Origin of the sequence: Streptomyces sp. NBC_01275, assembly GCF_026340655.1 — a bacterium.
Taxonomy (GTDB): Bacteria; Actinomycetota; Actinomycetes; order Streptomycetales; family Streptomycetaceae; genus Streptomyces.
In genome coordinates this window covers 9,979,881-10,002,206 of record NZ_JAPEOZ010000001.1, presented here as the reverse complement: position 1 = coordinate 10,002,206, position 22,326 = coordinate 9,979,881, and the positions used below count along the sequence as shown (strand labels likewise).

At 71.5% G+C, this 22,326-nt stretch carries 19 protein-coding genes and 3 pseudogenes; 8 read left to right on the top strand and 14 right to left on the bottom strand.

The annotated features are described in order from the left end of the window. The first annotated feature begins 89 nt into the window (after positions 1 to 89). Positions 90 to 1,010, top strand: coding sequence for a LysR family transcriptional regulator (locus OG562_RS43885; protein ID WP_266408246.1), 921 nt, complete (start codon positions 90 to 92; stop codon positions 1,008 to 1,010). A 306-nt stretch (positions 1,011 to 1,316) separates the two neighbouring features. After that, positions 1,317 to 2,600, top strand: a complete 1,284-nt coding sequence (locus OG562_RS43880; RefSeq protein ID WP_266408243.1) for an MFS transporter — start codon at positions 1,317 to 1,319, stop codon at positions 2,598 to 2,600. Positions 2,601 to 2,667: 67 nt separating this feature from the next. Here the strand turns inward: OG562_RS43880 and OG562_RS43875 are convergent, their stop codons facing one another. The 3 genes from OG562_RS43875 to OG562_RS43865 all read right to left on the bottom strand — a co-directional run bounded on the left by OG562_RS43875 (position 2,668) and on the right by OG562_RS43865 (position 4,986). Further along, on the bottom strand, positions 2,668 to 3,717 hold the full coding sequence (locus OG562_RS43875; RefSeq protein ID WP_266408242.1) for an amidohydrolase family protein: 1,050 nt from the start codon (positions 3,715 to 3,717) through the stop codon (positions 2,668 to 2,670). A 30-nt stretch (positions 3,718 to 3,747) separates the two neighbouring features. After that, positions 3,748 to 3,903: a hypothetical protein gene (locus tag OG562_RS43870; RefSeq protein WP_266408240.1), complete on the bottom strand. Its 156-nt coding sequence runs from the start codon at positions 3,901 to 3,903 to the stop codon at positions 3,748 to 3,750. Between the two features lie 450 nt (positions 3,904 to 4,353). Next, the gene (locus tag OG562_RS43865; RefSeq protein ID WP_266408238.1) at positions 4,354 to 4,986 is read right to left on the bottom strand and encodes a TetR/AcrR family transcriptional regulator; all 633 of its coding nucleotides are present in this window, start codon (positions 4,984 to 4,986) and stop codon (positions 4,354 to 4,356) included. 162 nt (positions 4,987 to 5,148) lie between these two features. Between OG562_RS43865 and OG562_RS43860 the strand changes: the two are divergent. The 3 genes and pseudogenes from OG562_RS43860 to OG562_RS43850 all read left to right on the top strand — a co-directional run. After that, positions 5,149 to 5,471, top strand: a pseudogene (locus tag OG562_RS43860) (FAD-dependent monooxygenase); the annotation flags it as partial. Positions 5,472 to 5,475: 4 nt separating this feature from the next. Beyond that, a pseudogene (locus OG562_RS43855) lies at positions 5,476 to 6,250 on the top strand (VOC family protein). 56 nt (positions 6,251 to 6,306) lie between these two features. After that, positions 6,307 to 6,879, top strand: coding sequence for a MarR family winged helix-turn-helix transcriptional regulator (locus tag OG562_RS43850; protein ID WP_266408234.1), 573 nt, complete (start codon positions 6,307 to 6,309; stop codon positions 6,877 to 6,879). A gap of 2 nt (positions 6,880 to 6,881) precedes the next feature. Here the strand turns inward: OG562_RS43850 and OG562_RS43845 are convergent, their stop codons facing one another. The 10 genes from OG562_RS43845 to OG562_RS43800 all read right to left on the bottom strand — a co-directional run bounded on the left by OG562_RS43845 (position 6,882) and on the right by OG562_RS43800 (position 17,183). Then, positions 6,882 to 7,595 carry a gamma-glutamyl-gamma-aminobutyrate hydrolase family protein gene (locus OG562_RS43845; RefSeq protein WP_266408233.1) on the bottom strand — a complete coding sequence of 238 codons (714 nt, stop codon included), beginning with the start codon at positions 7,593 to 7,595 and terminating at the stop codon, positions 6,882 to 6,884. Further along, complete coding sequence (locus OG562_RS43840; protein ID WP_266408231.1) at positions 7,592 to 9,082, bottom strand: aldehyde dehydrogenase; 1,491 nt, start codon at positions 9,080 to 9,082, stop codon at positions 7,592 to 7,594. The genes OG562_RS43845 and OG562_RS43840 overlap by 4 nt, the downstream gene beginning before the upstream one ends. 145 nt (positions 9,083 to 9,227) lie before the next feature. Continuing rightward, a complete protein-coding gene (locus tag OG562_RS43835; protein ID WP_266408228.1) occupies positions 9,228 to 10,685 on the bottom strand; it encodes an APC family permease in 1,458 nt (485 codons plus the stop codon). 202 nt (positions 10,686 to 10,887) lie between these two features. Further along, positions 10,888 to 11,514, bottom strand: coding sequence for a TetR/AcrR family transcriptional regulator (locus tag OG562_RS43830; RefSeq protein WP_266408226.1), 627 nt, complete (start codon positions 11,512 to 11,514; stop codon positions 10,888 to 10,890). Positions 11,515 to 11,584: 70 nt separating this feature from the next. After that, complete coding sequence (locus OG562_RS43825; RefSeq protein WP_266408224.1) at positions 11,585 to 12,430, bottom strand: fumarylacetoacetate hydrolase family protein; 846 nt, start codon at positions 12,428 to 12,430, stop codon at positions 11,585 to 11,587. A gap of 18 nt (positions 12,431 to 12,448) precedes the next feature. Next, positions 12,449 to 13,384, bottom strand: coding sequence for a 3,4-dihydroxyphenylacetate 2,3-dioxygenase (locus tag OG562_RS43820; RefSeq protein ID WP_266408223.1), 936 nt, complete (start codon positions 13,382 to 13,384; stop codon positions 12,449 to 12,451). Beyond that, positions 13,377 to 14,840 (bottom strand): aldehyde dehydrogenase, encoded by a 1,464-nt coding sequence (locus OG562_RS43815; protein ID WP_266408221.1) that lies wholly within the window; start codon positions 14,838 to 14,840, stop codon positions 13,377 to 13,379. The genes OG562_RS43820 and OG562_RS43815 overlap by 8 nt, the downstream gene beginning before the upstream one ends. Positions 14,841 to 14,877: 37 nt before the next feature. Beyond that, positions 14,878 to 15,684: an acetoacetate decarboxylase family protein gene (locus tag OG562_RS43810; RefSeq protein ID WP_266408219.1), complete on the bottom strand. Its 807-nt coding sequence runs from the start codon at positions 15,682 to 15,684 to the stop codon at positions 14,878 to 14,880. 11 nt (positions 15,685 to 15,695) lie between these two features. Beyond that, positions 15,696 to 16,904, bottom strand: coding sequence for an NAD(P)/FAD-dependent oxidoreductase (locus OG562_RS43805; RefSeq protein WP_266408217.1), 1,209 nt, complete (start codon positions 16,902 to 16,904; stop codon positions 15,696 to 15,698). 90 nt (positions 16,905 to 16,994) lie between these two features. Next, positions 16,995 to 17,183, bottom strand: coding sequence for a ferredoxin (locus tag OG562_RS43800; protein ID WP_266408214.1), 189 nt, complete (start codon positions 17,181 to 17,183; stop codon positions 16,995 to 16,997). 272 nt (positions 17,184 to 17,455) lie between these two features. Here OG562_RS43800 and OG562_RS43795 point away from each other — a divergent pair, with 272 nt between their 5' ends. Both OG562_RS43795 and OG562_RS43790 read left to right on the top strand, forming a co-directional pair. Next, positions 17,456 to 18,820: a glutamine synthetase family protein gene (locus OG562_RS43795; RefSeq protein ID WP_266408212.1), complete on the top strand. Its 1,365-nt coding sequence runs from the start codon at positions 17,456 to 17,458 to the stop codon at positions 18,818 to 18,820. Between the two features lie 31 nt (positions 18,821 to 18,851). Next, positions 18,852 to 20,195, top strand: coding sequence for a cytochrome P450 (locus OG562_RS43790; RefSeq protein ID WP_323187626.1), 1,344 nt, complete (start codon positions 18,852 to 18,854; stop codon positions 20,193 to 20,195). Between the two features lie 70 nt (positions 20,196 to 20,265). On the opposite strand, the gene gndA is transcribed toward OG562_RS43790, so the two are convergent. Beyond that, on the bottom strand, positions 20,266 to 21,717 hold the full coding sequence (gene gndA, locus OG562_RS43785; protein ID WP_266408209.1) for an NADP-dependent phosphogluconate dehydrogenase: 1,452 nt from the start codon (positions 21,715 to 21,717) through the stop codon (positions 20,266 to 20,268). A gap of 200 nt (positions 21,718 to 21,917) precedes the next feature. On the opposite strand from gndA, the pseudogene OG562_RS46125 reads away from it, so the two are divergent. Further along, positions 21,918 to 22,196 (top strand): annotated as a pseudogene (locus OG562_RS46125) (aminotransferase class I/II-fold pyridoxal phosphate-dependent enzyme); the annotation flags it as partial. Between the last annotated feature and the right edge of the window lie 130 nt (positions 22,197 to 22,326).

Here is a 22,326-nt window from a genome sequence, read left to right as displayed (position 1 = left end):
GAAATAGATTCTTTGGATGTCGATCATCCACCGCACAAATGTCGCTCGGGTGCGTGTCGCGGCTCGGGCGGACTCGTTCTGGAGGCGCTGTGCACCTGTCCGGCCTCGATCTGAATCTCGTCCTGTCCCTGCGGGCCCTGCTGGAGGAACGCAACGTCACCCGCGCCGGACAGCGCATCGGGCTCAGTCAGCCCGCGATGAGCGCCGCCCTGGCCCGCCTGCGCCGCCACTTCGACGACGAACTGCTCTCCCGGGTCGGCGGACACTACGAACTCACCGCCCTCGGCCGCGCCCTGCTCGAGCGCACGGCCACCGCCTGTGACCTGCTGGAACGGGTGTTCAGCAGCAGGGCCGACTTCCTGCCGGGCAGCGAGGAGCACGAGTTCACCCTGCTCGCCTCCGACTACGCCATCGCCGTGTACGGCGCCGAACTCGCCCGTACCGTGCACGCCGAGGCCCCAGGGGTACGGCTGCGCTTCCAACGGCCTCCGACCGAGGTGGCGGAGGACACCGAGACGCTGCTCAGCACGGCCGACGGGCTGCTGATGCCGCACGGCGTCATCAGCGGTTTCCCCGCCGTCGAGCTGTTCGCCGACCGCTGGGTCGTCCTCGTCGCCGAGGCCAATGACGAGGTCGGCGACCGGCTGACCATGGACGACCTGGCACGGCTGCCCTGGGTCACCTACCAGCGCACCTACGACGCGCCCGCCGCGCGGCAGCTGAGCATGCTCGGCGTCGACCCCCGCGTCGAGGTGTCCGTCGACAGCTTCCAGGTGCTGCCCTTCCTGGTCGCCGGCACCCGACGGATCGCCCTCGTGCAACAGCGCCTGGCCGAACGGCTGAGCGGGGTGGCCGCCGTACGCGTCATGGAGGCCCCCTACGAGGCGGTGCCTCTACAGGAAGCTCTCTGGTGGCACCCGGTCCACACCCAGGACGCGGCCCACATGTGGCTGCGCGAGACCGCCGCCCGTGTGGGAGCGGGGCTCGCCGCTTCGGCGTACGGTCGCTGACCCGGCCGTATCGCCACTCCCGCCTTGCGGCATCCAAGGCATGAATGATCCACATCTTCGATCTCGATCGGGCGAGGGCTAGGCAGGACCTGCCCGGTGACCCATAGTCGTCTCAACCCGGCGCCGGAGCCGCACCGCTCACCGCTGCCGGGTCGGCGCAGGCCCCCGGCAAGCCGGACCTTCGCGACGCCACGGCCGTCATCGGCGCCCCCGCTCCACATCCGTCCCGCGCTCGGGGCGGCCTCACGGCCTCCCCCAGGTGGCCGCGCCCTCTTCCCTTCCCGCTACGCCAGGTGGAGTTCCCGCATGCCTGCACCCGTGCCCGCGTTCCCCTCCCCGCCGCCCTCACCCCTCGTGGACGACCCGTCCGAGCGGACCGTGTCCGGTCCCGGCCACCGGCTTCGCATCACGCTGCTGATGGCGGGCAGTTGTCTGCCCATCCTGGGCGCGGTGCTCATCGCTCCCGTCCTGCCGCGGATGCAGGACCACTTCGCCGACGTGCCGGGCGTCGACGCGCTGGTCCCGATGGCCCTGACGATCCCCGCCCTCTCCCTGGCGCTGCTGGCGCCCTTCGCCGGCGTCGTCGTCGACCGGCTCGGCCGCGAACGCCTGCTCGTCGTCGCGACCGTGCTCTACGCGATCCTCGGCACCGCCCCGCTGTGGCTGGACTCCCTCGCCGCCATCGTCGCCAGCCGCGCCCTCGTCGGCGTCGTCGAAGCCGCCATCATGACCTGCTGCACCACCCTGATCGGCGACTACTACTCCGGCAGACAACGCGACCGCTACCTGGCCCTGCAGACCATGTGCGCCTCGATCTCCGCGACTGCCTTCTTCGTGCTGGGCGGCGTGGCCGGGTCGGCCGGCTGGCGCACACCGTTCTGGGCGTACGCCGCGAGCCTGCTGCTCGCCCCCGCCCTGGCCGCCTGTCTGCGTCGGCCCCGACCGGCCGACAGGGCCGCCGTCCCCTCCCCCACCACGCCCTCCGAGCCGGCACGTCCCTTCCCCTGGCGGCCGCTGGCCGGGACCTGCGCCCTGACCGTCCTCGGCGCCGTCCTCTTCTACACGGTCCAGGTGGAGATGGCCTTCCTCCTCGACGACATGGGCGTCACCGACCCCGGCGTGATCGGGCTGGCCATCGCCGCCTCCAGCGCGGCGACCGTGATCGGCGCCGGCGTCTTCGCCAAGGCCGGTCGCAGCCCGGCCTCCTGGCTGCCCACCGTCTTCGCCCTGTGCGCGCTCGGCTTCGCCGTGATCTGGCTCGCCCCCGGCCCCGTCGTCCTGACCCTCGGCGCCGTGATCAACTGCTTCGGCGGCGGCATCATGCTGCCGAGCCTGCTCACCCTCGCCATGTCCAAGCTCGCGTACGCCGACCGCGGCCGCGGCACCGGGTTGTGGACGGGTTCCTTCTTCATCGGCCAGTTCGTCTGCCCGCTCGTGGTGCTCGCGCTCACCGCCGCCGTCGGCAGCCTGGCGGCCGCCATGGGCGTACTCGCGCTCGCCGGGTCGATCGGCGCCGTCGGGCTCGGCTTCTCCGCCCGTCGACACCGACCGGCGACCGTCCCGGAACCGATCGAGCAGCTCGCACGCTGAACGGCAGCACCGCCGATCGCCGTTCTCCCCAGCGCTTGACCTGCGCCGTGGCAGGGAGGGGCGGGTATCAGTCGGCGCCGGGCTGGACGAGCTTGAAGACGAGGCGGGCGGCGGCCCGTTGGGCGGCCCGGCGCAGCCGTGCCGGGACCGGACGAGGCGGAGTCCGCACGGGGGCGGCGGCCAGGCGGGGGAACAGGGCTTCGGCGTTGGTGCGGTTGACGGCCTGGAGGACGTCGGGGTCGACGCCGCTGTCGAGGCCGCCCGCGAAGTACTGGCCTGCCGGCGTGGGGGCGAACGGCCAGTCGCTGCCGAACAGGACGTGTCCGGGGCGGGCGAAGGCGAGCAGGGTGGGCAGGGCGGCGGGGCTGGAGGACAGGGCCGTATCGAAGTAGAAGCCGCGGAAGTCGTCCAGCACGTCCAGGGGGCTGCGTCCGGTGTCGGCCGCGATGGCGACGGCCATGCGGTGGGAGGCGTACGGGACGAAACCGCCGGCGTGGCCGAGGATGAACCGGATGTTCGGGTACGCGCGCACGACGCCGTTGCGGACCAGGAGGTAGGCGGCCCGGGTGGTGTCGAGGAGGAAGTCGGCGGCGAACGGCGGGATCCCGTCGACGGCCGGCGCCGGAAGGTCGGCGGGATGGATGAACGCGACGGCGCCGCGGTCGTTCAGGGGCCGCCACAGCGCGTCCTGGCCGCCCGCGCCGAGGTAGACGCCCTGATTGTTGGCGAGCAGGGTGACCCCGTCGGCCCCCAGCTCGTCCAGGGCCCGCTCGGCCTCGACGGCGGAGGCGGCGGCATCGGGCATGGGCAGGGTGGCGAAGTACCCGAAACGGCCCGCGTGTTCGGCGGCGAGGGACGCGGAGAAGTCGTTGAGCCGCCGGGCCAGATCGGCGGCCTCGCCCGGGTCGGCGAGGAAGCCGGCGCCGGGGGTGGAGACGGACACGAAGGCCGTGGCGACGCCCAGCAGGTCCATCAGCTCCAGCGCGGCCTGCGGGCTCCAGTCGGGCAGGGCCCGGCCGCCGGCTTCGGCGATGCCCGCCTTGGCGAGGAGGTCGCGGTAGAAGGAGGGGACGAGGTGCTGGTGCACGTCGATCCGGCTCGCGGGGGCAGGAGGCATGCGGGTGCTCCTCGGGCGGATCGTGGGAGGTCAGACGAAGGTCACCGACACCAGGTGCCCGGGCTCCAGGTCGATGCCGAAGGCGGCGAGGGTGTCGGCCAGCCAGGCGACCGCGGCGGCCGGATGGCCCAGCACCTCCTTTCCGCTGCCCGAGGCGACGCGCTCGCCGTCGACGACCAGGTCCACGAGGACGGCGGCGAGGTCGGGTACCTCGGCCAGGGGGCCAGGGGCCGCAGACCAGACCGGCGGAGCTGGCGTTGTCGGCGACCGTTTCGGCCAGAGTGATCTTCCAGTCGCGGATCCGGCTGTCGACGATCTCCAGAGCCGGAGCGACCGCGTCGGTGGCCGCCAGGACGACACCGCCGTCGCGGTGGACCATGTCGTCCAGCAGGTGACCGAAGTCCGGCTCGTCGACGCCGAGGAGCTGCTGCATCGCGGCCGCGGTCAGGCCGACCTCGTGGCCGACGACAGAGTCCCCGGCGGCCAGGCGCCGGGCGATGTTGCCCTGCTGGACGACGTAGGCGTCGGCCGGGTCCAGGCCGGGCAGCAGGGTCGACAGCGGGTCGATCGGCGTCACGCACCGCTGGGCCTCGCGCAGCAGCCGACGGGCTTCCTCGCGCTGTGGTGCGGTCAGGGTCATCCCTTGCCGCTCGACGCCAGGCGGCTCGCCGCGTCATGGACCAGCTGCGCGTGCAGTTCGAACATCGCCACCAGATCGACGGCGTCGCCGTGGATCTCCCGGTGCACGAACAGACCGTCGGCGCCGGCGACGGCGTAGGTGGAGAGGATGCGTACGGCGTCCTCGTCCAGGTCGGGGAAGAGGGTCCTGGCCATCTCGGTGATCTTCTGGCCCGCGATGTCACGGACCTGGAGGAACACCGTGCGGCCTCGGGGCTCGGCGGGTCGCCGCTCCAGAGCGAGCATCAGGCCCAGGCGCAGGAAGTCCGGCGCGTCGATCAGGGACCTCGCCACGTGCGCCGCCATGACCGTGATCCGCTCCAGCGGTGTGCCCGCCGCTTCCCCCGGCAGTTCTACGGCCGCCAGCCAGGTCTCGAAGCTGCGTTCGATGACCGCGGCGATCAGGTCGTCCTTGTCCTTGAAGTGCCAGTAGATCGAGCTCGCGGGCAGTCCGCACTTGGCGCTGACCGCCGCGATGGACGTGCCCTCGTATCCGCGCTCGCCCGCGATCTCCACCGTGGCCTCGAGGATCCGCTGCCGCGACTCCACCCCGTTCGCGCGCCTCTTGCGCGGCGTCTGCACCCTGGTCATCCGAGGCGCCCTTCCCGTCGTGCCGGCCCTTGGCCCTGTCCTGCACCCAGACTACCGTAGCGGTCATTCCAATTGGAATGAACACTACAGCAATACGATCGCAACACGTCGCGACAGGGACGACAGCGAGGTGGTCCGGTGGGCGAGATCAGAGCCGGAGACATGACCTACGACGTGGCGGTGATCGGTTACGGGCCCACGGGCGTCACCGCGGCGAGCCTGCCGGGGGCGATGGGCCTGCCGGTCGTCGTGCTCGAACGCGACGCCGAGGTCCACTCCCGCGCCCGGGCCGTCTCCACCGACGAGGAGGTCATGCGGTCTGGCAGCGCATCGGCCTGGCCGAGCGGCTCACACCGGACACGCCGGCCGAGCGCCCCCTCGACTTCGTCGACGCGCGCGGCCGGCCCTTCATCAGGGCGTGCCCCACCCCGCGGGGCCACGGGCATCCGCCGCAGATGTTCCTCTACCAGCCCGCGCTGGAGCAGTTCCATGAACACGCCCGACACCTCGTCCGTCTTCGGCGCCGTCCACCTCGGCTACCTCGCCATCGAGTCGAGGCACCTCGACGACCAGGAGTGCCGCTTCCTGGTCCGGCGCGGCCCCGCCGAGGACGTCGTGGCCACCGGATGGCACGTCGACGACGACGCCTTCGAGCGGATCGAGGCCCGGATACGCTCCCACGGCGTCCCCCTCGTCCAGAGCTCCGCCGAGGAGGCCGCCCTGCGCGGTGGTTCGACACCGTCTTCGACGCCCGTCCGACCGACTGCATCGACGAGACGATCAGCGACGTCAAACTCAAGATCCGCTTCCTGCGCGTGAACGAGCGCCACCACTCCATCGCGATCGCCGCCGTCCGCCGTCTGCCGTCTGCCGTCTGCCCGTCGACCCGGTCCGCACCCGCGTCCAGCACCTCAACGTCCAGGCGGCCAGCCTCGACGACCTCGCCCGCAGCTACGAACGCGTGCACGAGCTCGGCTTAGACATGGCCCTCTCCGTCGACCAGCACACCAACGACAAGGAGCTGTCCTACTACGCCCGCACCCCCTCGGGCTTCGAATGGGAGGTGGGCTGGAACCCGACCGTCATCGACGAGACCACCTGGCAGCCCAGCACCCACCAGGGCATCAGCGTCTGGGGCCACACCCCGGTCGGCCGGACCGTCGTCGACGGACTCGACCAGTTCCGACTCGCCGCCCGCTCCCTCGCCCGGCCCGAGAACACCGTCACCGCCCTCAGCGGCGCAGGCAGGCTCCCGCGCCCCTGATCCGCCGCCCGGCCATCTCGTACAATTTGACTCCGAACGATCGAAGGAGCGTGCCTGTGCCCGGCCACCGGTCCATCACCGAAGCGGAGAAGCTGGCGGCGGCGAAGCTCGGGGGGATACCGGTCCACCGCGAGCAGATGGCCGTGGTCGCCAACATCTACCGCGCCGCGTCGGCCGTCCGTCAGCACCTGGAGAACTCGGTGCTGCGCGGCGCCGATCTGACCTGGACGGCGTTCGTCGTGCTCTGGGTGGTGTGGGTCTGGGGCGAGTCGGAGACCCGGCATGTCGCGGAGGAGGCGGGGATCTCCAAGGGGACGCTCACCGGGGTGTCGCGCACGCTGGAGGGGCGGGGGCTGGTCAGGAGGACCGGTCACCCCTCCGACGGCAGGCTGGTGCTGCTCAGCCTCACCGAGGAGGGCGAGGCGCTGATGCAGCGGCTGTTCCCGCAGTTCAACGAGGAGGAGGCGTTCGTCGCCTCGGGGCTCAGCGACGAGGAGTGCCGGGGCGTCGCGGAGGGGCTGCGCCAGGTCGTACGGCAGGTCGAGGAGCACGGGGAGGAGCGTCGCCTGACGCTCCTCGACGGCGCCGAGCCGGCGCCGCGCCGTAGTGGGCGGCGACCCAAGGGCTGAGGTCAGCGTCCGTCGCGGGCGGCTCGCACGAGGGCGTCGAAGAGAGCCTGCTGGGCGGGGTCTTCGTGGGCGGTGTCCTCGGGGTGCCACTGGACGGCGGTGAACCATCCCTGGGCGCCGGGGAGTTCGAGTCCCTCCACGGTTCCGTCGGCGGCACGCGCGCTGACCGCTAGTCCCGCGCCCAGGCGGTCCACCCGTTGGTGGTGGTAGCAGGACGCCTCCGTCTTCTGCGCACCGGTGGCCTGCTCCAGCAGCGTGCCGCGCTGGATCGCCACCGGGTGCACCAGGTGCCGGTGTTCGCGCTCGGGGCCGCCCATGTCCTGTTCCAGGGCGCCGCCCAGGGCTACGTTGACGACCTGGAGACCGCGGCAGATCGCCAGCAGGGGCAGGCCCACGTCCAGCGCCCGGCCGGCGACTTCGAGGTCGAAGGCGTCCTGGAGGTCGTCGACGTCGTAGACGCTGGCATGGACGCCGTGCGCGCCGTAGCGGTGGGGGGCGAGGTCGCCGCCGCCGGGGAGCAGGACGCCGTCGAAGCGGGCGAGGCGGGACGTGACCTCCCCCGATGCGGGGTGGATGCCCGCCGGTTCGCCGCCGGCCCGCCAGACGGCCTCGATCAGGGCGCGGGCGTTGACCTCTGCGGAGTGACGGAGTGCGGAGGTCGTAGCGGAGAACCGGGCCGGGACGGCGATCAGGGGACGTACGGGGGTGGGGGTCACAGCTGGATCCAGGTCGTCTTGAGCTCGGTGTACTTCTCCAGGGCGTGGGCGGACTTGTCCCGTCCGTTGCCCGACTGCTTCATGCCGCCGAAGGGGACGGTCAGGTCGCCCTCCTCATAGCAGTTGACCCACACCGTGCCCGCCCGCAACGCCCGGGAGACCTTGTGGGCGGTGGACAGGTCGGAGGTCCACAGGCCGGCGGCGAGGCCGTACTCGGTGGCGTTGGCCAGCCGCACCGCCTCGTCCAGGTCGTCGAAGGCGAGCACGGACAGCACCGGGCCGAAGATCTCCTCTCGGGCCAGTCGCATGCCGGGGTCGACGTGGTCGAAGACGGTCGGTTCCAGGAAGCTGCCGCCGGAGTCGGCGAGGGTGCGGGAGCCGCCCGTGAGCAGGCGCGCGCCCTCGGCCAGGCCGGTGCCGATGTGGTCCTGTACGCGCTCGAGGTGGTCCTCGCCGACCAGGGCGCCCATCTCGGTGGCGGGGTCGAGCGGGTCGCCTATGCGCAGTTCGCGGGCGCGCCGGACGATCGTCTCCGTGACGCGCTCGGCGATGGAGGAGTGCACCAGCAGCCGGGAGGGGGCGGTGCACATCTCGCCCTGGTTGAAGAAGACGCCCCAGGCGGCGGTGGCGGCGGCCTTCTCCAGGTCGGGGGCGTCCGGGAGGACGATGTTGGGCGACTTGCCGCCCAGCTCCAGCCAGACGCGCTTGAGGTTGGAGTCGGCGGCGTAGTGCAGGAAGTGGCGGCCGACGGCGGTGGAACCGGTGAAGGCGAGGACGTCGACGTCCGGATGGAGGCCCAACGCCCGCCCCGCGACCGGCCCGTTGCCGTTGACGACGTTGAGCACGCCCGGGGGAAGCCCGGCCTCGGTCGCGATCCGGCCGAGGAGCAGTGCGGACAGCGGCGAGTTCTCCGACGGCTTCAGTACGACCGTGCAGCCCGCGGCCAGCGCCGGGGCGACCTTCCAACCCGCCAACGTCAGCGGGAAGTTCCACGGCACGACCGCGCCGACCACCCCGGCCGGCTCCCGGGTGACCAGGGCGAGGGCGTCCGGGGCGGTGTGCGGGGACTCGTCGGCCTGCTTGTCCGCCGACTGCCCGTACCAGCGGAAGGTGTTGATGACGGCGCGCAGTTCGATCTCGTACGCGTCGGTGATGGGCTTGCCCATCTCCAGGCTGACGGTGAGCGCCAGTTCCTCGCGGCGCTCCTGGAGCGCGTCGGCCATCCGCAGCAGCGCCCGGCCCCGGTCGGCGGGCGCCAGGCGCGGCCACGGGCCGGTGTCGAAGGCGCGGCGCGCGGCGGCCACGGCCGCGTCCACCTCGGCGGCGCCCCCGTCGGCGACCTGGGTCAGCGCCTGCCCGTCACGGGGCGAGACGGCGGCGAAGACCGCCCCTCCGCCGGCCTCGTCGGCGCCGTCGACGTGATGGGCGCCGGACAGGTCCAGGGACTTGGCGCGGCGCTGCCACTCCTCGTGGGTGACGTCCAGCATGCGGGGACCTCCAGAGAGATTATTTGAATCCAAACGATAGAGGGGCGGCGGTGGCGGTCGCCTCGGTACGGCTGACGGCCTCGCCCGCCGTACCGGGGCAGCCGCCGGCCGCCGTGCCGTGGCAGCCGGCGCCCGCTCCACCGTGTCAGCCGCCGGCCGCCGTCCTGCCGCGGGTGAGCCGCTCCGCGGCCACTCCCGCGGCCAGGACCGCCGGGACGGTCAGCTCCAGCCAGACGGCGGTGCTCTGCTCGCCGCCGATGAGCGTGGTGAAGTTCTCCACGATCAGCCAGATCGCACCGGCGATGCCGAGTGCGCCCAGGGCCGGGGCGATCAGCGTGTTCCACGGCCGGGCGTCCAGCCGCTCACGGCGGAAGAAGGCGACCACGGAGAGGGAGGTGAGCAGGTACAGCAGCATGATGCCCAGGACGGCCACCCCGCTGCCCCAGGAGAACAGTGCGAGGACCGGGTCCTTGCCCGCCAGCGCGAACGGGACGACCAGCAGGACCGCGACGGCCGTCTGGACCCACCCGGCCACGGCGGGCGAGTGACGGCGGTTGATCGCCGACAGCTTGCGGGGCAGCAGCCCGTCGCGGCTGAGGGAGAACAGGTAGCGGTTGGCGGAGTTGTGGAAGGCGAGGATGCCTGCGAACAGGGAGGTGGCCAGCAGGACGGGCAGGACGTCGTTGACCCAGGCGCCGAACAGGTCGGCGATCGGCGCGAAGACGAAGGCCGTCGAGTCGCCGCCCTCCAGGGCCTTGCCCGCGGCCGCGGTCGCCTTCGAAGCGCCGTACGACGAGATCAGCATCCAGGAGGCGAAGGCGAAGAAGCCGGTGACGAAGACGACGGCCAGATACGTGGCCCGCGGCACCGTCTTGCGAGGCTCGCGCGCCTCCTCGCCGTAGATCGCGGTGGCCTCGAAGCCCACCATCGACGCCACGGCGAACATCAGCGCCACCCCCGGCGCCCCGTCCAGGGCCGCGCCCGGGGAGAACGACCGGGCGAGGCCGAGCCCCTCGGGCCCGCCGCCCTTGAAGAGGGTGACCAGCGCGAAGACCGCCAGGATGCTGAACTCCGCCAGCACGAAGACGGCCAGCACCTTCGCGCCCATCTCGATGCCCGACGCGCCCAGCACCTGCACGATCGCCATGGTGACCACGGCACACGCCCACCAGGGCACGTCCGCACCCGTGTACTGCCCCAGCAGACCGCTCACGGTCGCGCCGTACAGGCCGTACATGGCGGCCTGGATCGCACAGTAGGCGAAGAGCGCGATCCCGGCGCTGCCGGTCCCGAGGCGCCGACCGAGGCCCTTGCCGATGTACGTGTAGAAGGCCCCGGCGTCGACGACGTGCCGGCCCATGGCCACGAAGCCGACCGAGAACAGCAGGGTGATCACACCGGCCGCCAGATAGGCGGCGGGGGCGCCGGCGCCGTTGCCGATGGCCACGGCGATGGGCACCGCGCCCGCGACCCCGGTGAGCGGGGCCTGGGCGGAGAGGACGAAGAAGAGGATGCCCAGAACGCCGAGCGAGTTGGGCTTGAGCTTGCCTGCGGTGGAGGCGTCGGGCGCGGTCTCGTTCACGACCGCCGTCTGACTGTCCACTCGGATCACCTGCCAGGGAGAAGAGGGAATCGTTTCAGGCCAAACGAGTTGCTTCATAGTGGGTTGGAACTATCCGTTTGGCAAGGGGTTGCGCGGAGATCCTCGGGCGCCTTCCGCTTCCTTGCGGGACCGTAACCGCTGCGAAACCGCCGAGGCCCCGGACGACGGACGTCCAGGGCCTCGGAATGCGCGGGTCAGTGGCTCAGACGGCGCTTTCCGGGGCGTCGTGTCCGGCGGCGGCCAGCAGTCGGAGCAGGGTGCGCAGCTCCTCGATGGCGGCGTCGGTGGTCTCGGGCTCGCCGAAGACCAGCTGGTGCAGCACGAGCCCGTCCAGGGCGGCGAAGACCAGTCGGGTCAGCGGGCGGCCGGCCCCGTCGGGCAGCATCCGGGTCAGCTCGCGCCCGGTGGCGTCGAAGTACTCGTCGTACAGCGCGCGCAGGTGCGGCAGCAGCTCGGGGCGGCGCCGGGACTCCAGCAGCAGCTCGTACTGGAAGGCCTGTATGTCGGGATCGGCCGTGACCATGTCGGACACCCCCACCGAGAAGTCCGCGACCTCGCCGGTGCCGGGCTCCAGAGCGCTGGTGTTCAGCGAGGTGCGGATCGCGTGCGCGAGCGCCTCCTCGATCAGCGCGTCCCGGGAGCCGAAGTGGTGGACGACCAGTCCGTGCGTGGTCCCCGCCTCCTGCGCGACCGCCCGGTAGGTGAGCTTGCGCAACCCGCCCTGCGCCACGACCCGCACGGCGGCGTTGAGCAGGGCCTCCCGGCCCTGTCCGTAGTTCATGCGCGGACGCGGCTTGCCGTCTTCAGGAGTCTCGGCGGATTCGGTCATGGCTGCGACCCTACCCGGCCGCTTCCGTGACCGGGCATGAGTCCGACGGGGTGAACGGGCATGGACGCCATCAGCGCCTGGGCGGGCGGATGCCGCGGAACTCCCAGTCGCCGCCGAGCGCGGTGGACAGCACTTCCTCGGACTCGGTGGGCTGGGCGCCGACGTCGGTGCGGATGGGGGTGGGGCCGGTGACGATGTGGTTGGTGAGTCTGCCGAGGCCCTCGACCTCGACCTCGACGACGTCGCCGGGCTGTACGGGCCGGGAGTTGGCGGGGGTGCCGGAGAGCAGGACGTCGCCGGGATGGAGGGTGATGGTGCGGGCGATGTCGGCGACGAGGTAGTGCATGTCCCACTGCATCTCGTCGGTCGAGCCGTCCTGGACGACCTCGCCGTTGACGTACGTCCGCAGGGTCTTGCCGTGGAAGTCCCAGTCGGTGACCAGGCCGGGGCCGAGGGGGCAGAGGGTGTCGGAGCCCTTCACGCGGAGCATGGAGCCGGCGTCGGTGTCGCGGAAGTCGTGCAGGCCGTAGTCGTTGGCGATCGTGTAGCCGGCGATGTACTCCCCCGCCTCGGCCGGGGAGACGTTCCGCGCCGTCCTGCCGATGACGATGGCGACCTCGCCCTCGTAGTTGAGCCACTTGCAGCCCTCGGGGCGGACGATCGCGCCCTGGTGGGAGTTGAGGGAGGAGGTCGGCTTGTGGAAGTAGGTGGGCGTGGCCGGGAGTTCGATCCCGAACTCGTCGACGCGACTGCGGTGGTTGAGGTGGACGGCGATCACCTTCGAGGGGACCGCCGGGGGCAGGTGCTGCGCCTCCTCGGTCTTGACGCGGCGGCCGTCCCCGGCGACGAGTTCGTCGCCGTCGACGGTGACCTGGACGGCGGCGCCGGCGAGGAGGATACGGCGGTATTGGGGCATGAGGGCTCCTGGATACGACTAGCTACGGCTGTGAGGGGTGCGCGGGGACGGGGTCGCGGGCAGGCCGGCGCCGGTCCAGCCGTCGGCCGGGCGGTCGAACCAGAGGTGGACCTGGCCGGTGCCGATCGAGTTCTCGTACTCCCCGTACTGACGGGCCTTGGCAACGCAGGCCTGTTCGCCGAGGGCGCCGGCCATCATCAGGTAGTGGAAGAACTTCGCCTCGGGCCTGTACTTCCCGAACTCGTCCATCGTGTCGAGGACCTTGTCGTGCCGGCCCTCCTTGAACCAGTCGATGCGCTCGTGGTCCGCCGCGCGCGCCTGAGGCGTGAAGATGTTCACCGGGTCACTGGACTCGTGGTCGCGCAGCTCACGCAGCGGCCAGAACGTGTGCGAGAGGGCGCCGGAGGCGATGAGCAGGACGCGCCGGCCGGGGGTGGCGGCGATGCCGTCGGCGAGCGCCCGCCCGAGACGCAGGTGGTCCTCCATGTCACCAGTCTGGCAGACGCCGATGGTCACCCACCGCTTGTCGGGCAGCCCCTCCCCCAGGAACTTCCAGAGGTTGATGGTCGCGTAGTAGATCGGCAGGTAGTCGTCCTCGATCGCGGTGATCCAGGTGCCGTGCTCGTCCGCGAACTTCTCTATGTTCCGGGCGAGTTCGGGATCGCCGGGAAAGTCGTAGGGCATCCGGCACATGCCGCGCGGCAGCTCCTCCGAGGTGAAGAGACCGGCGCGGCGCTGCTGGGCGGTGACGACGAACTCGACGGTGGTCGCCCAGTGCGAGTCCAGGACGACGACGGTGTCGTAGTCGTCGCGCTCGAAGACCTCCTTGCGGAGCTGCCTCAGGCCGGTGACGAGGGTGATCTCCTTGCCGTCGTTGAGTTCGAGCCGGTCGGCCTCGGGAAGGACGATGGTGGGGACGTGGGCGAGGAGGCCCGCCCCGACGATCTCACCCATGGTCGTGCCATCCGTTCGGTGCGGTGACGGTGTTCTTGAGGTCGCAGTAGAAGTCGAAGCTCCACGTGCCTCCCTCGCGGCCGACGCCGGAGTGGCGGGAGCCGCCGAAGGGGGCCTGGAGGTCGCGGACGAAGAAGCAGTTGACCCAGACCGTGCCCGCCACGAGCTGCGCGGTGACGCGTTCGGCGCGTGCGGGGTCACCGGTGGCGAGCGTGGCGGCGAGCCCGAAGCGGGTGTCGTTCGCGAGCCGGACGGCTTCCTCCTCGTCGGTGAAGGTCTGGAGGGTCAGGACCGGGCCGAAGACCTCCTCCTGGACGATCTCCGAGTCCTGGGCGACGTCGGCGAGCAGGGTCGGTTCGTAGTACTGGCCGTCCTTGCGGTGTCCGCCGATGACCGCGCGGGCTCCGGCGTCCAGCGCCCGCTGCACGAAGCCGTCGATCTTCTCCAGCTGGCGGGGGTGGATGTTCGGCCCGATGTCGGTGGCCTCCTCGCGCGGGTCGCCCTGCGTGAGCGCTGCGGCCTTCTCCACGAACCGGCGGGTGAACTCCTCGCTGATCGACTCCTCGACGAGGAGACGGGTGGCCGCGAGGCAGACCTGTCCGGCGTTGTCGTACTGCTCCACCGCGAGGTCCACGGCCAGGTCGAGGTCGGCGTCGGCGAAGACCAACAGCGGGGACTTGCCGCCGAGTTCGAGACTGAGCGGAGTGAGGTTGGCGGCGGCCGACTCGGCGATCCGCTTGGCGGTCGGGACGGAGCCCGTGAAGCTGATCCGGCGCACGTCCGGGTGCGAGGTGAGGGCGTCGCCGATCTCCGAGCCGTAGCCCTGGACGACGTTGAGGACACCGGCGGGCAGCCCGGCCTCGGCCGCGATGTCGGCCAGCAGGGAGGCGGTCAGCGGGGACCACTCGGCGGGCTTGAGGACGACCGTGTTCCCCGCCGCCAGAGCCGGGGCGACCTTCCAGGTGGCCAGCATCAAGGGCGCGTTCCACGGAGTGATCAGCACGCTGGGGCCCGCCGGGTCCCACGAGACGTGATTCGAGTGACCGCGGGTGTCGAAGTCCTCGCGGTCCAGCGTCAGCAGCCAGTCCGCGAAGAAGCGGAAGTTGTGGGCGACCCTGGGCATCACACCCCGGCGGTGCGAGCGCAGGAGCGCGCCGTTGTCGGTGGTCTCGACGATGGCCAGTTCCTCGATCCGCTTCTCCACGCCGTCGGCGACGGCGTGCAGGATGCGGGCGCGTTCGGCGCGGGAGGTGCCCGCCCAGGCGGGGAAGGCGGCCTTCGCCGCGGCGACGGCGGCCGCGACCTCCACCGCCGTACCGCGGGCGATCTCGCCGATCGTATGGCCGTCGATCGGTGAGACGTCGGTGAACGTCTCGGCGGAGGCGACGCGTCGGCCGCCGATCCAGTGCCGGGCGTCGACGGCGACCCCGGCCACCGTGAGGGTGTGCTCGGTCATGTCCACTCTCCAAGTCCTGTGTGCTGTAACGGGGTTGCTACTCGACTCCGGACGTGCCGGACTCCAACAGCCGGCCGCCGTCCCAGACCACGCCCACCTGCCGGTAGTACGCGGCGATCGGCTCCCTGATCTCCAGCCGGGCCAGCTCCTCGGTAGGCGCCTCGAAGATCTCCAACTCGGCGTCGCCGACCCACGGTTGCCCGCCCTCGAAGGAAGCCGCGCCGGACTCGATGAGCTCGTCGAGGGCGAGCCCCTTGCCCTTCTCGATCGACGGCAGCCAGCGGTGGTGGGCCATGGGATGCCCGTTGACGAAGCCGTTCGTCTCCGACGGCTCCCGCAGGGTCACCACGACCTGGGCGAGGCGTCGGTCGGCGGCAGCGAGGGTCGCGCCGAACCGCGCCCCGGCCTCGATCCGCGGAGCGGGACCGTACGGATGAGGACGCGTCTGATGGATCGAGCCGAGCTTCTTCGGATAGCCCTGGTGCAGACCGCGCGCGATCGCGAAGTCCTTGTCGACCCAGATGTAGACGCAGCGGGTGTAGGTCCGCCCCTTGTACTGGCAGCGGACCACCGCGAACGCCTCCTTGTACTGAGCCCGCACCGGGTCCAGCAGTTCCTCTCCCGGCCCGGAGCAGGACTGCCAGTCGGCCCAGATCAGCGCGACCGCGCCGGGGTCCTCGTCCGCCAACTCCAGTGGCTCGGGCAGCAGTTCACGCACCCGCGAGGGATCCGTGCGGTACTCGACGGTGAGCAGGTCGCCGGAGTAGCGCCACGGCGGGGACGGGATCAGCGACGACGAACCGGTCGCCGTCTTGGGGTGGAAGTAACCACGGACAGGGGACATGACGGGCTTCCTTACACGGTGAGGGCGGGCGACTTGAGCAACTGGGCGCGATAACCGGCGGCGCCCCTCGCCACGGCCTGGCCGCCGAGCGCGACGACGCCGACCAGCCGACCGCCGGCGTGGTAGCCGACCAGGACGTCTCCGTCCGGATCTCCTTCCAGGACACGGACGTCGCCCTTGCCGAGGACGGGCGCTCCGAAGGACTGCAGCCGGAACTCGTGCTGGTCGCTCCAGAAGGTCGGCAGCGGCGCGAAGGGAGCCGACTCCCCGTCCGCGCCGGCGAGATGGGCCACGAGGGTCTTCGCGGCATGCTTGGCGGTGTCCGTGGGGATGGACCAGTGCTCGACGCGGCGGGGTACGCCGTCGTAGCGGGCATTGGGGAAGCGGGCGACGTCGCCGACCGCGACGACCTCCGGGTGTCCGCCGATCCGCAGCCGCTCGTCGGTCAGCACGCCGTCGGAGAGGTCGAGTCCGTTGTCCCGCAGCCACTCGACGTTGGCGATCGAGCCGACGGACTCCACGACCACGTCGGCCGGCAGGACCCTCCCGTCGCCGAGGACGACCCCGGTCACCCGGTCCTCGCCCTCGAACCCGGCGACGCCCGCGCCGAGCGCGAAACGCACCCCGCGCTCCTCGTGCCGCTTCAGCAGCGCGCGTCCGAGCAGCTCGCCGAGCGGGCCCACCATGGGCAACGGCAGCGGATCGACGACGGTCACCTCGCGGACGCCGAGTCCTACAGCGGTGGCGGCGACCTCGCAGCCGATGAATCCGGCGCCGACGACGACCACTCGGGCGTCCGGCCGGGTCAGTTCGTCCCTCAGGGTCTGGGCGTCGGCGAGGGTGCGGACGGTGTGACGGCCGGCGAGCGGGCCCTTGCAGCGCAGCCGCCGGGGGCGCATTCCGGTGGCGACGACCAGTCCGTCGTACGAGATCTCCGACCCGTCGTCGAGTACGACGATCCGTTCGCAGAGTCGTGCCGCGACGACCTTCGTGCCGAGCCGCCATTCCACGTCGGCGGCGGCCGCCTTCGGTGTGAAGGCCAGCGACTCGAAGGGGGCCTTGCCGGCCAGGACCTCCTTGGACAGCGGAGGCCGGTTGTAGGGCATGTGCGGCTCGTCGCCGACGACCGTGATCGCCCCGGTCCAGCCCGCCGCGCGAAGCTGCTCGGCGGCGCGCAGGCCGCCCATCGAGGCGCCCGCGACGACTATGCGCCCTGCCATGGGTGTGGTCATGGGTGCGGTCGTGGGTGCGGTCGCGCGCCCGGTCATGGATGCGGCCCGGGGAGCGTTCATGGGTGCGGTCACGGGGACTCAGCCCGCGATCCGGATGGCCTGGAGCGGACAGACGTCCGCGGCCTCCTCGACCTCGTCGCGCAGCGCGTCGTCGGGGTCGGAGACGTAGATCAGGTGTCCGTCGTCGTCCAGGGAGAAGACGTCGGGGGCGGCGAAGACGCACTGGCCGTGGTCCTGGCACTTGTTCATGTCGACGACGACCTTCATCGCGGTCCTCCTGAGGGTGAGGGCGTCGGAGCGGGGAGAGGGGGTGGGAGGGGCCCGACCCGGTCGCGGCCGGGCCGGGCCCCTCGGCCAAAGGGGTGCGAAAGAGCCGCACCCCTGACTCGTTTGGCTTCAAACAACATAGGAAGTCGCTCCCCTCTGGTCAATACCTGTCCAGGTGGATAAATTCTTTGGACCACCCTCTTGCGGGACGGCGACCCGCCTCCATACCGTTCGGGACCAAACGAGTTGCCCACCCGCCCAAGGAGACATCGGTGAGCGCATCCGACACCCCAGACATCCGCCGGCACATGGAACGGCTCGCCGCCGAGGGCGTCGACGTGGTCCGGGTGATCTACCCCGACCTCATCGGCACCGACCGCGGCCGGGACGTTCTGCTGGACCACCTGCCGTCGGCCTGCGACCACGGCCTGGCCTTCTGTCGCGCCGTGTACCACACCACCCCACAGGGCGACGTGGTCCCGGTCGCGGGCGGGCTGGACGCCGGCCTGCCGGACGTGTGCGTCCGCCCCGACCTGGCCACGACGACCCCGCTGCCCTGGGAGCCGGGCGTCGCCACCTGTCTCGGCGAGGTCACCGACCCGGCGACCGGCCTCCCCGCCCCCGAGTCACCGCGCGACCTGCTGCGCACCGTCCTGGCCCGCTGCCGCGAGCAGGGCCTGCGGCCGGTCGTCGGGCCCGAGCTGGAGTACTTCCTCCTGGAGCCCGCCCCCGGCGCCCCCACCGGCTGGCGCCGCTCGCCGGAGGCCGCCGGCGCCGTCTACACCGCCGGCCTGCGCGCCGACCCCGAGAACCATCTGCTGCGCACCCTGCGGCAGCTGCGTGACCTGGGCCTCGGCGTCGTCACCGGCAACCACGAGTTCGACGGCGGCCAGTACGAGATCAACCTCACCCACTCCGAGGCCCTGGACGCCGCCGACCGCGCCTTCCGCTTCAAGGCGGCCGTCAAGGAGCTGGCCCGCAAGGAGGGCAACATGGCCACCTTCATGGCCAAGCCCTTCGGCGACGCGGGCGGCTCCGGCTTCCATCTCCACCTGTCCTGCGACGCCTCCGACGAGGACGGGGTCCGCAACGCCTTCGACGACCCCTCCGGCGCCTACGGCCTCTCCGCCACCGCACGGCACGCCCTCGCCGGCATCCTCGCCCACGCGCCCGCGCTCGCGGCCCTGGCCAACCCGACCGTGAACTCGTACAAGCGCTTCGGACCCGACACCCTCGCGCCCTGGCTGATCGACTGGGGGCTCGACAACCGCAGCGCCATGGTCCGCGTCCCGCCCGAGCGCGGCGGCGGCGCCCGTCTCGAACTGCGCCTCGGCGACGCCAGCGCCAATCCCTACCTGCTGATCGCGGGCACGATCGCCGCCGCCCTGCTCGGCGTCCAGGCCGGCGAGGAGCCGCCCGCCCCGCTGGAGGGCTACGGCTACGACACCGCCCGTTCCGCCCTGCTGCCCGCGAGTCTGTCGGCCGCGCTCGACGCGCTGGAGGCGGACACCGCCCTGACCGACGTCCTCGGCAAGGACTTCACCACCTCCTTCGTCACCTACAAACGGGACGAGGTCGAACGCTTCCGACGGCATGTCACCGACTGGGAGTTCACCGAGTACGCCTACCACCTGTAAGCCCGTCGAAGCCGTCGTCAGGAGATCCGCCATGACCAGTCCCGCCGTCCCCACCGTCCCCACCGTCCCCACCGTCCCCACCGTCCCCACCACCCGCGCCGAGCTGCGCGCCGCCCTCGACGAGCCCCTGCCGCTCGACCAGGTGGACCTCGCCGACCTCGACAACTTCGCGGACGGCGTCACACCGTGGCGCATGTTCCACACCCTGCGCCACGAGGACGCGGTCCACTGGCAGCCGGAGGAGGCCCCCAACTCCGGTTTCTGGGCGGTGACCCGGCACGCGGACATCGCCCGCGTCGACCGGGACGCCGAGACCTTCACCTCGACCCGGTTCGTCAACCTGGAAGAGGTCGACGACGACCAGATCAAGAAGCGCGCCTCCATCCTGGAGATGGACGGCGTCCGCCACCGCGCGATGCGCAGCGTGATCCAACGCCAGTTCGGCGCCGGCGTCATCAACAGCTACGGCGACTTCCTGCGCGGCCTGACCGCCAGGACCCTGGACGCGGCCCTGGCCAAGGGCTCCTTCGACTTCGTCGCCGACGTCTCCGCCGACTTCCCCATCAACGTCCTCGCCCGCCTGCTCGACGTGCCGCCGGAGGACAACCAGCAGCTCATCGACTGGGGCAACCGCATCATCGGCAACACCGACCCCGACTACGCCGACGTACTGCTGCACAGTACGGAGAGCGAGCAGTACCGCGATCTGCCCTTCCGCTCCCCCGCCTCCCTCGAGGTCTTCGAGTACGGCCGTGAGCTGGCCCGGCAGCGGCGCGGCGGCGACGGCACGGACCTGGTCTCCCGGCTAGTCAACACCACCCCGCGCGACGGAGTCCCGCTGTCCGCGCAGGACTTCGACAACTACTTCCTGCTTCTGGTCGTCGCCGGCAACGAGACCACCCGGCACACCATCTCCCACTCCCTGCTGGCCCTCCTCCAGCACCCCGAGCAGCTGGCCAGGCTGAAGGACGACCCCTCCCTGATCCCCGGCGCGGTCGAGGAGTTCCTGCGCTGGGCCTCCCCCGTCTACCACTTCCGCCGCACCGCGACCCGCGACGTCGAACTCGGCGGCAAGCAGGTCAGGGAGGGCGACAAGGTCGTCATGTGGTTCGCCTCCGGAAACCGCGACGAGACCGTGTTCGGCGACCCCTACGACTTCGACGTCGCCCGCGCCGACAACGACCACGTCACCTTCGGCAAGGGCAGCCCCCACCTCTGCCTGGGCAACCTCCTCGCCCGCACCGAGATCCGCATCATGTTCGAGGAGCTGATCCCACGGATCGCCGACATCAGGCTGGCCGGCGACGTCCCGCGCGTCCGCTCCAACTTCGTCAACGGCATCAAGAAGCTGCCGGTCGAGGTCACCCTCGCCTGACGACCTGCCCGAGCAGCGCTGCCGCGCCCCATGACTCGGGACGCGGCAGCGCTGTTCTCACGGCATCAGGTCAGTGGCTGGAGCCCTCGGTCTCGATCTCGGTGCGGTCGCCGGACCACAGGGTGTGGAACGTGCCTTCCTTGTCGGTGCGCCGGTAGGTGTGGGCGCCGAAGAAGTCGCGCTGTCCCTGGATGAGCGCCGCGGGAAGGCGCTCGGCGGCCAGCGAGTCGTAGTAGCTGAGGGCGGAGCTGAAGCCCGGGACCGGCACCCCGGAGAGTGCGGCGGTGGCGACGATGCGACGCCAGGCGGCCTCTCCCTCGGTGACGGCCTGCGCGAAGTACGGCGCCTCGAGCAGCGTGGCGATGTCCGGGTTCTCGGTGTACGCCTCCGCGATGCGGTTGAGGAAGCCCGCGCGGATGATGCAGCCGCCGCGCCAGATCTTGGCGATCGCGTCCTTGTGGATGTTCCAGCCGTACTTCTCGGCGCCGGCGATGATGGCGTCGAAGCCCTGCGCGTAGGCGACGACCTTCGAGGCGTAGAGGGCCTTGGCGACGTCGTCGGCGAAGCCGGGCTCGGCCTTCTGCACCTCCGGGCGGGAGGTGACCAGCCCGCGGACCGCCGCGCGCTGCGCCGGCTTGGAGGAGACGGCGCGGGCGAACACGGCTTCGGCGATGCCGCCCACCGGGATGCCGAGATCGAGGGCGTTCTGCACGGTCCACACACCGGTGCCCTTGGAGCCGGCCTGGTCCAGCACCACGTCCACGAACGGCTCACCGGTCGCGGCGTCTACCTGGCGCAGGATCTCCGCGGTGATCTCGATCAGGTAGGACTCGAGCGGGCCCTTGTTCCACGCGGCGAAGACGTCGGCGATGGCCTGCGGCCGGAGACCGCCGACGGTGCGCAGCAGGTCGTACGCCTCGCCGATCAACTGCATGTCGGCGTACTCGATGCCGTTGTGGATCATCTTGACGAAGTGGCCGGCGCCGTCGGTGCCCACGTGGGTGACGCAGGGCTCGCCCTCGGCGACCGCGGCGATCGACGCGAGGATGGGTCCGAGGGTCCGGTAGGAGTCCTCCGAGCCGCCGGGCATGATCGACGGGCCGTTGAGCGCGCCTTCCTCTCCGCCGGAGATGCCGACGCCGACGAAGTGGATGCCGGTGGGGGCCATCCGCTGCTCGCGGGCGATGGTGTCCTGGAAGTTCGCGTTGCCGCCGTCGACGATGATGTCGCCGGGCTCGAAGCGCTCGGCGAGCTGGTCGATGACCGCGTCCGTGCCCGCTCCCGCCTGCACCATGATGATCGCGGTGCGCGGCCTGGCCAGTGACGCGACGAACTCGTCGACCGACGCGGCGGCGACGAAGCCCGCCTCGGGGTGGCCGTTGACGAGTTCTTCGGTACGGGCATGGGTGCGGTTGTAGACGGCGACGGTGTTGCCCTCGCGGGAGGCGAGGTTGCGTGCCAGGTTCGATCCCATCACCGCCAGCCCGACGACGCCGATGTTCGCGGCTGCGCTGGTGTTCATCTGTGCCTCTTTCGTCAGTGTCAGAACGTGAGGAGTACTTTGCCCGAGACCGAGGCGTCGGCGGGAACCGACAGGGCCTTCAGTGCGTCGCCGAGGGGAGCACGATCTCGCGGGCGAAGCCGCACTCGGTCCTCCTGTCCAGGAGAACGTCCTCCTGCTCAGTAGAACTCAACGGTGTTCACGCGGTTGCTCAGGGTCTGCTCTTCGTCTTCTGCAACCGGGCCGACCCGACCGGCATCGTGCACAGCCGCGAGGGACTCGACGCGCTCGCCGACCTGCTCGACGGCACCCCCACCCTCGTCGTCTCCGACGAGGCGTACTCCGACCTCGACCACACCGGGCGACCGTTCACCTCGGCGATCCCCGGCGTCACCCTCAGCGCACCGGAAGGCGCGTTCTACCAGTTCCGGCCCTACGACGTCGACCTGCCCTCCGTGGAAGTCGTCGCGGCGCCGCGCACACACGGCATCGCGCGGCCGCACCGAGGACGAGGCCGCCGCCCGCCTCGTGGCCGCACTGCGCGGAGCCCTGATCGGCTGGTCCACCCCGGAGGCCTGACGCTCCGACGGACGGTGACAGCGTATCGGCGTCCGGTCGACGGCCGGACGC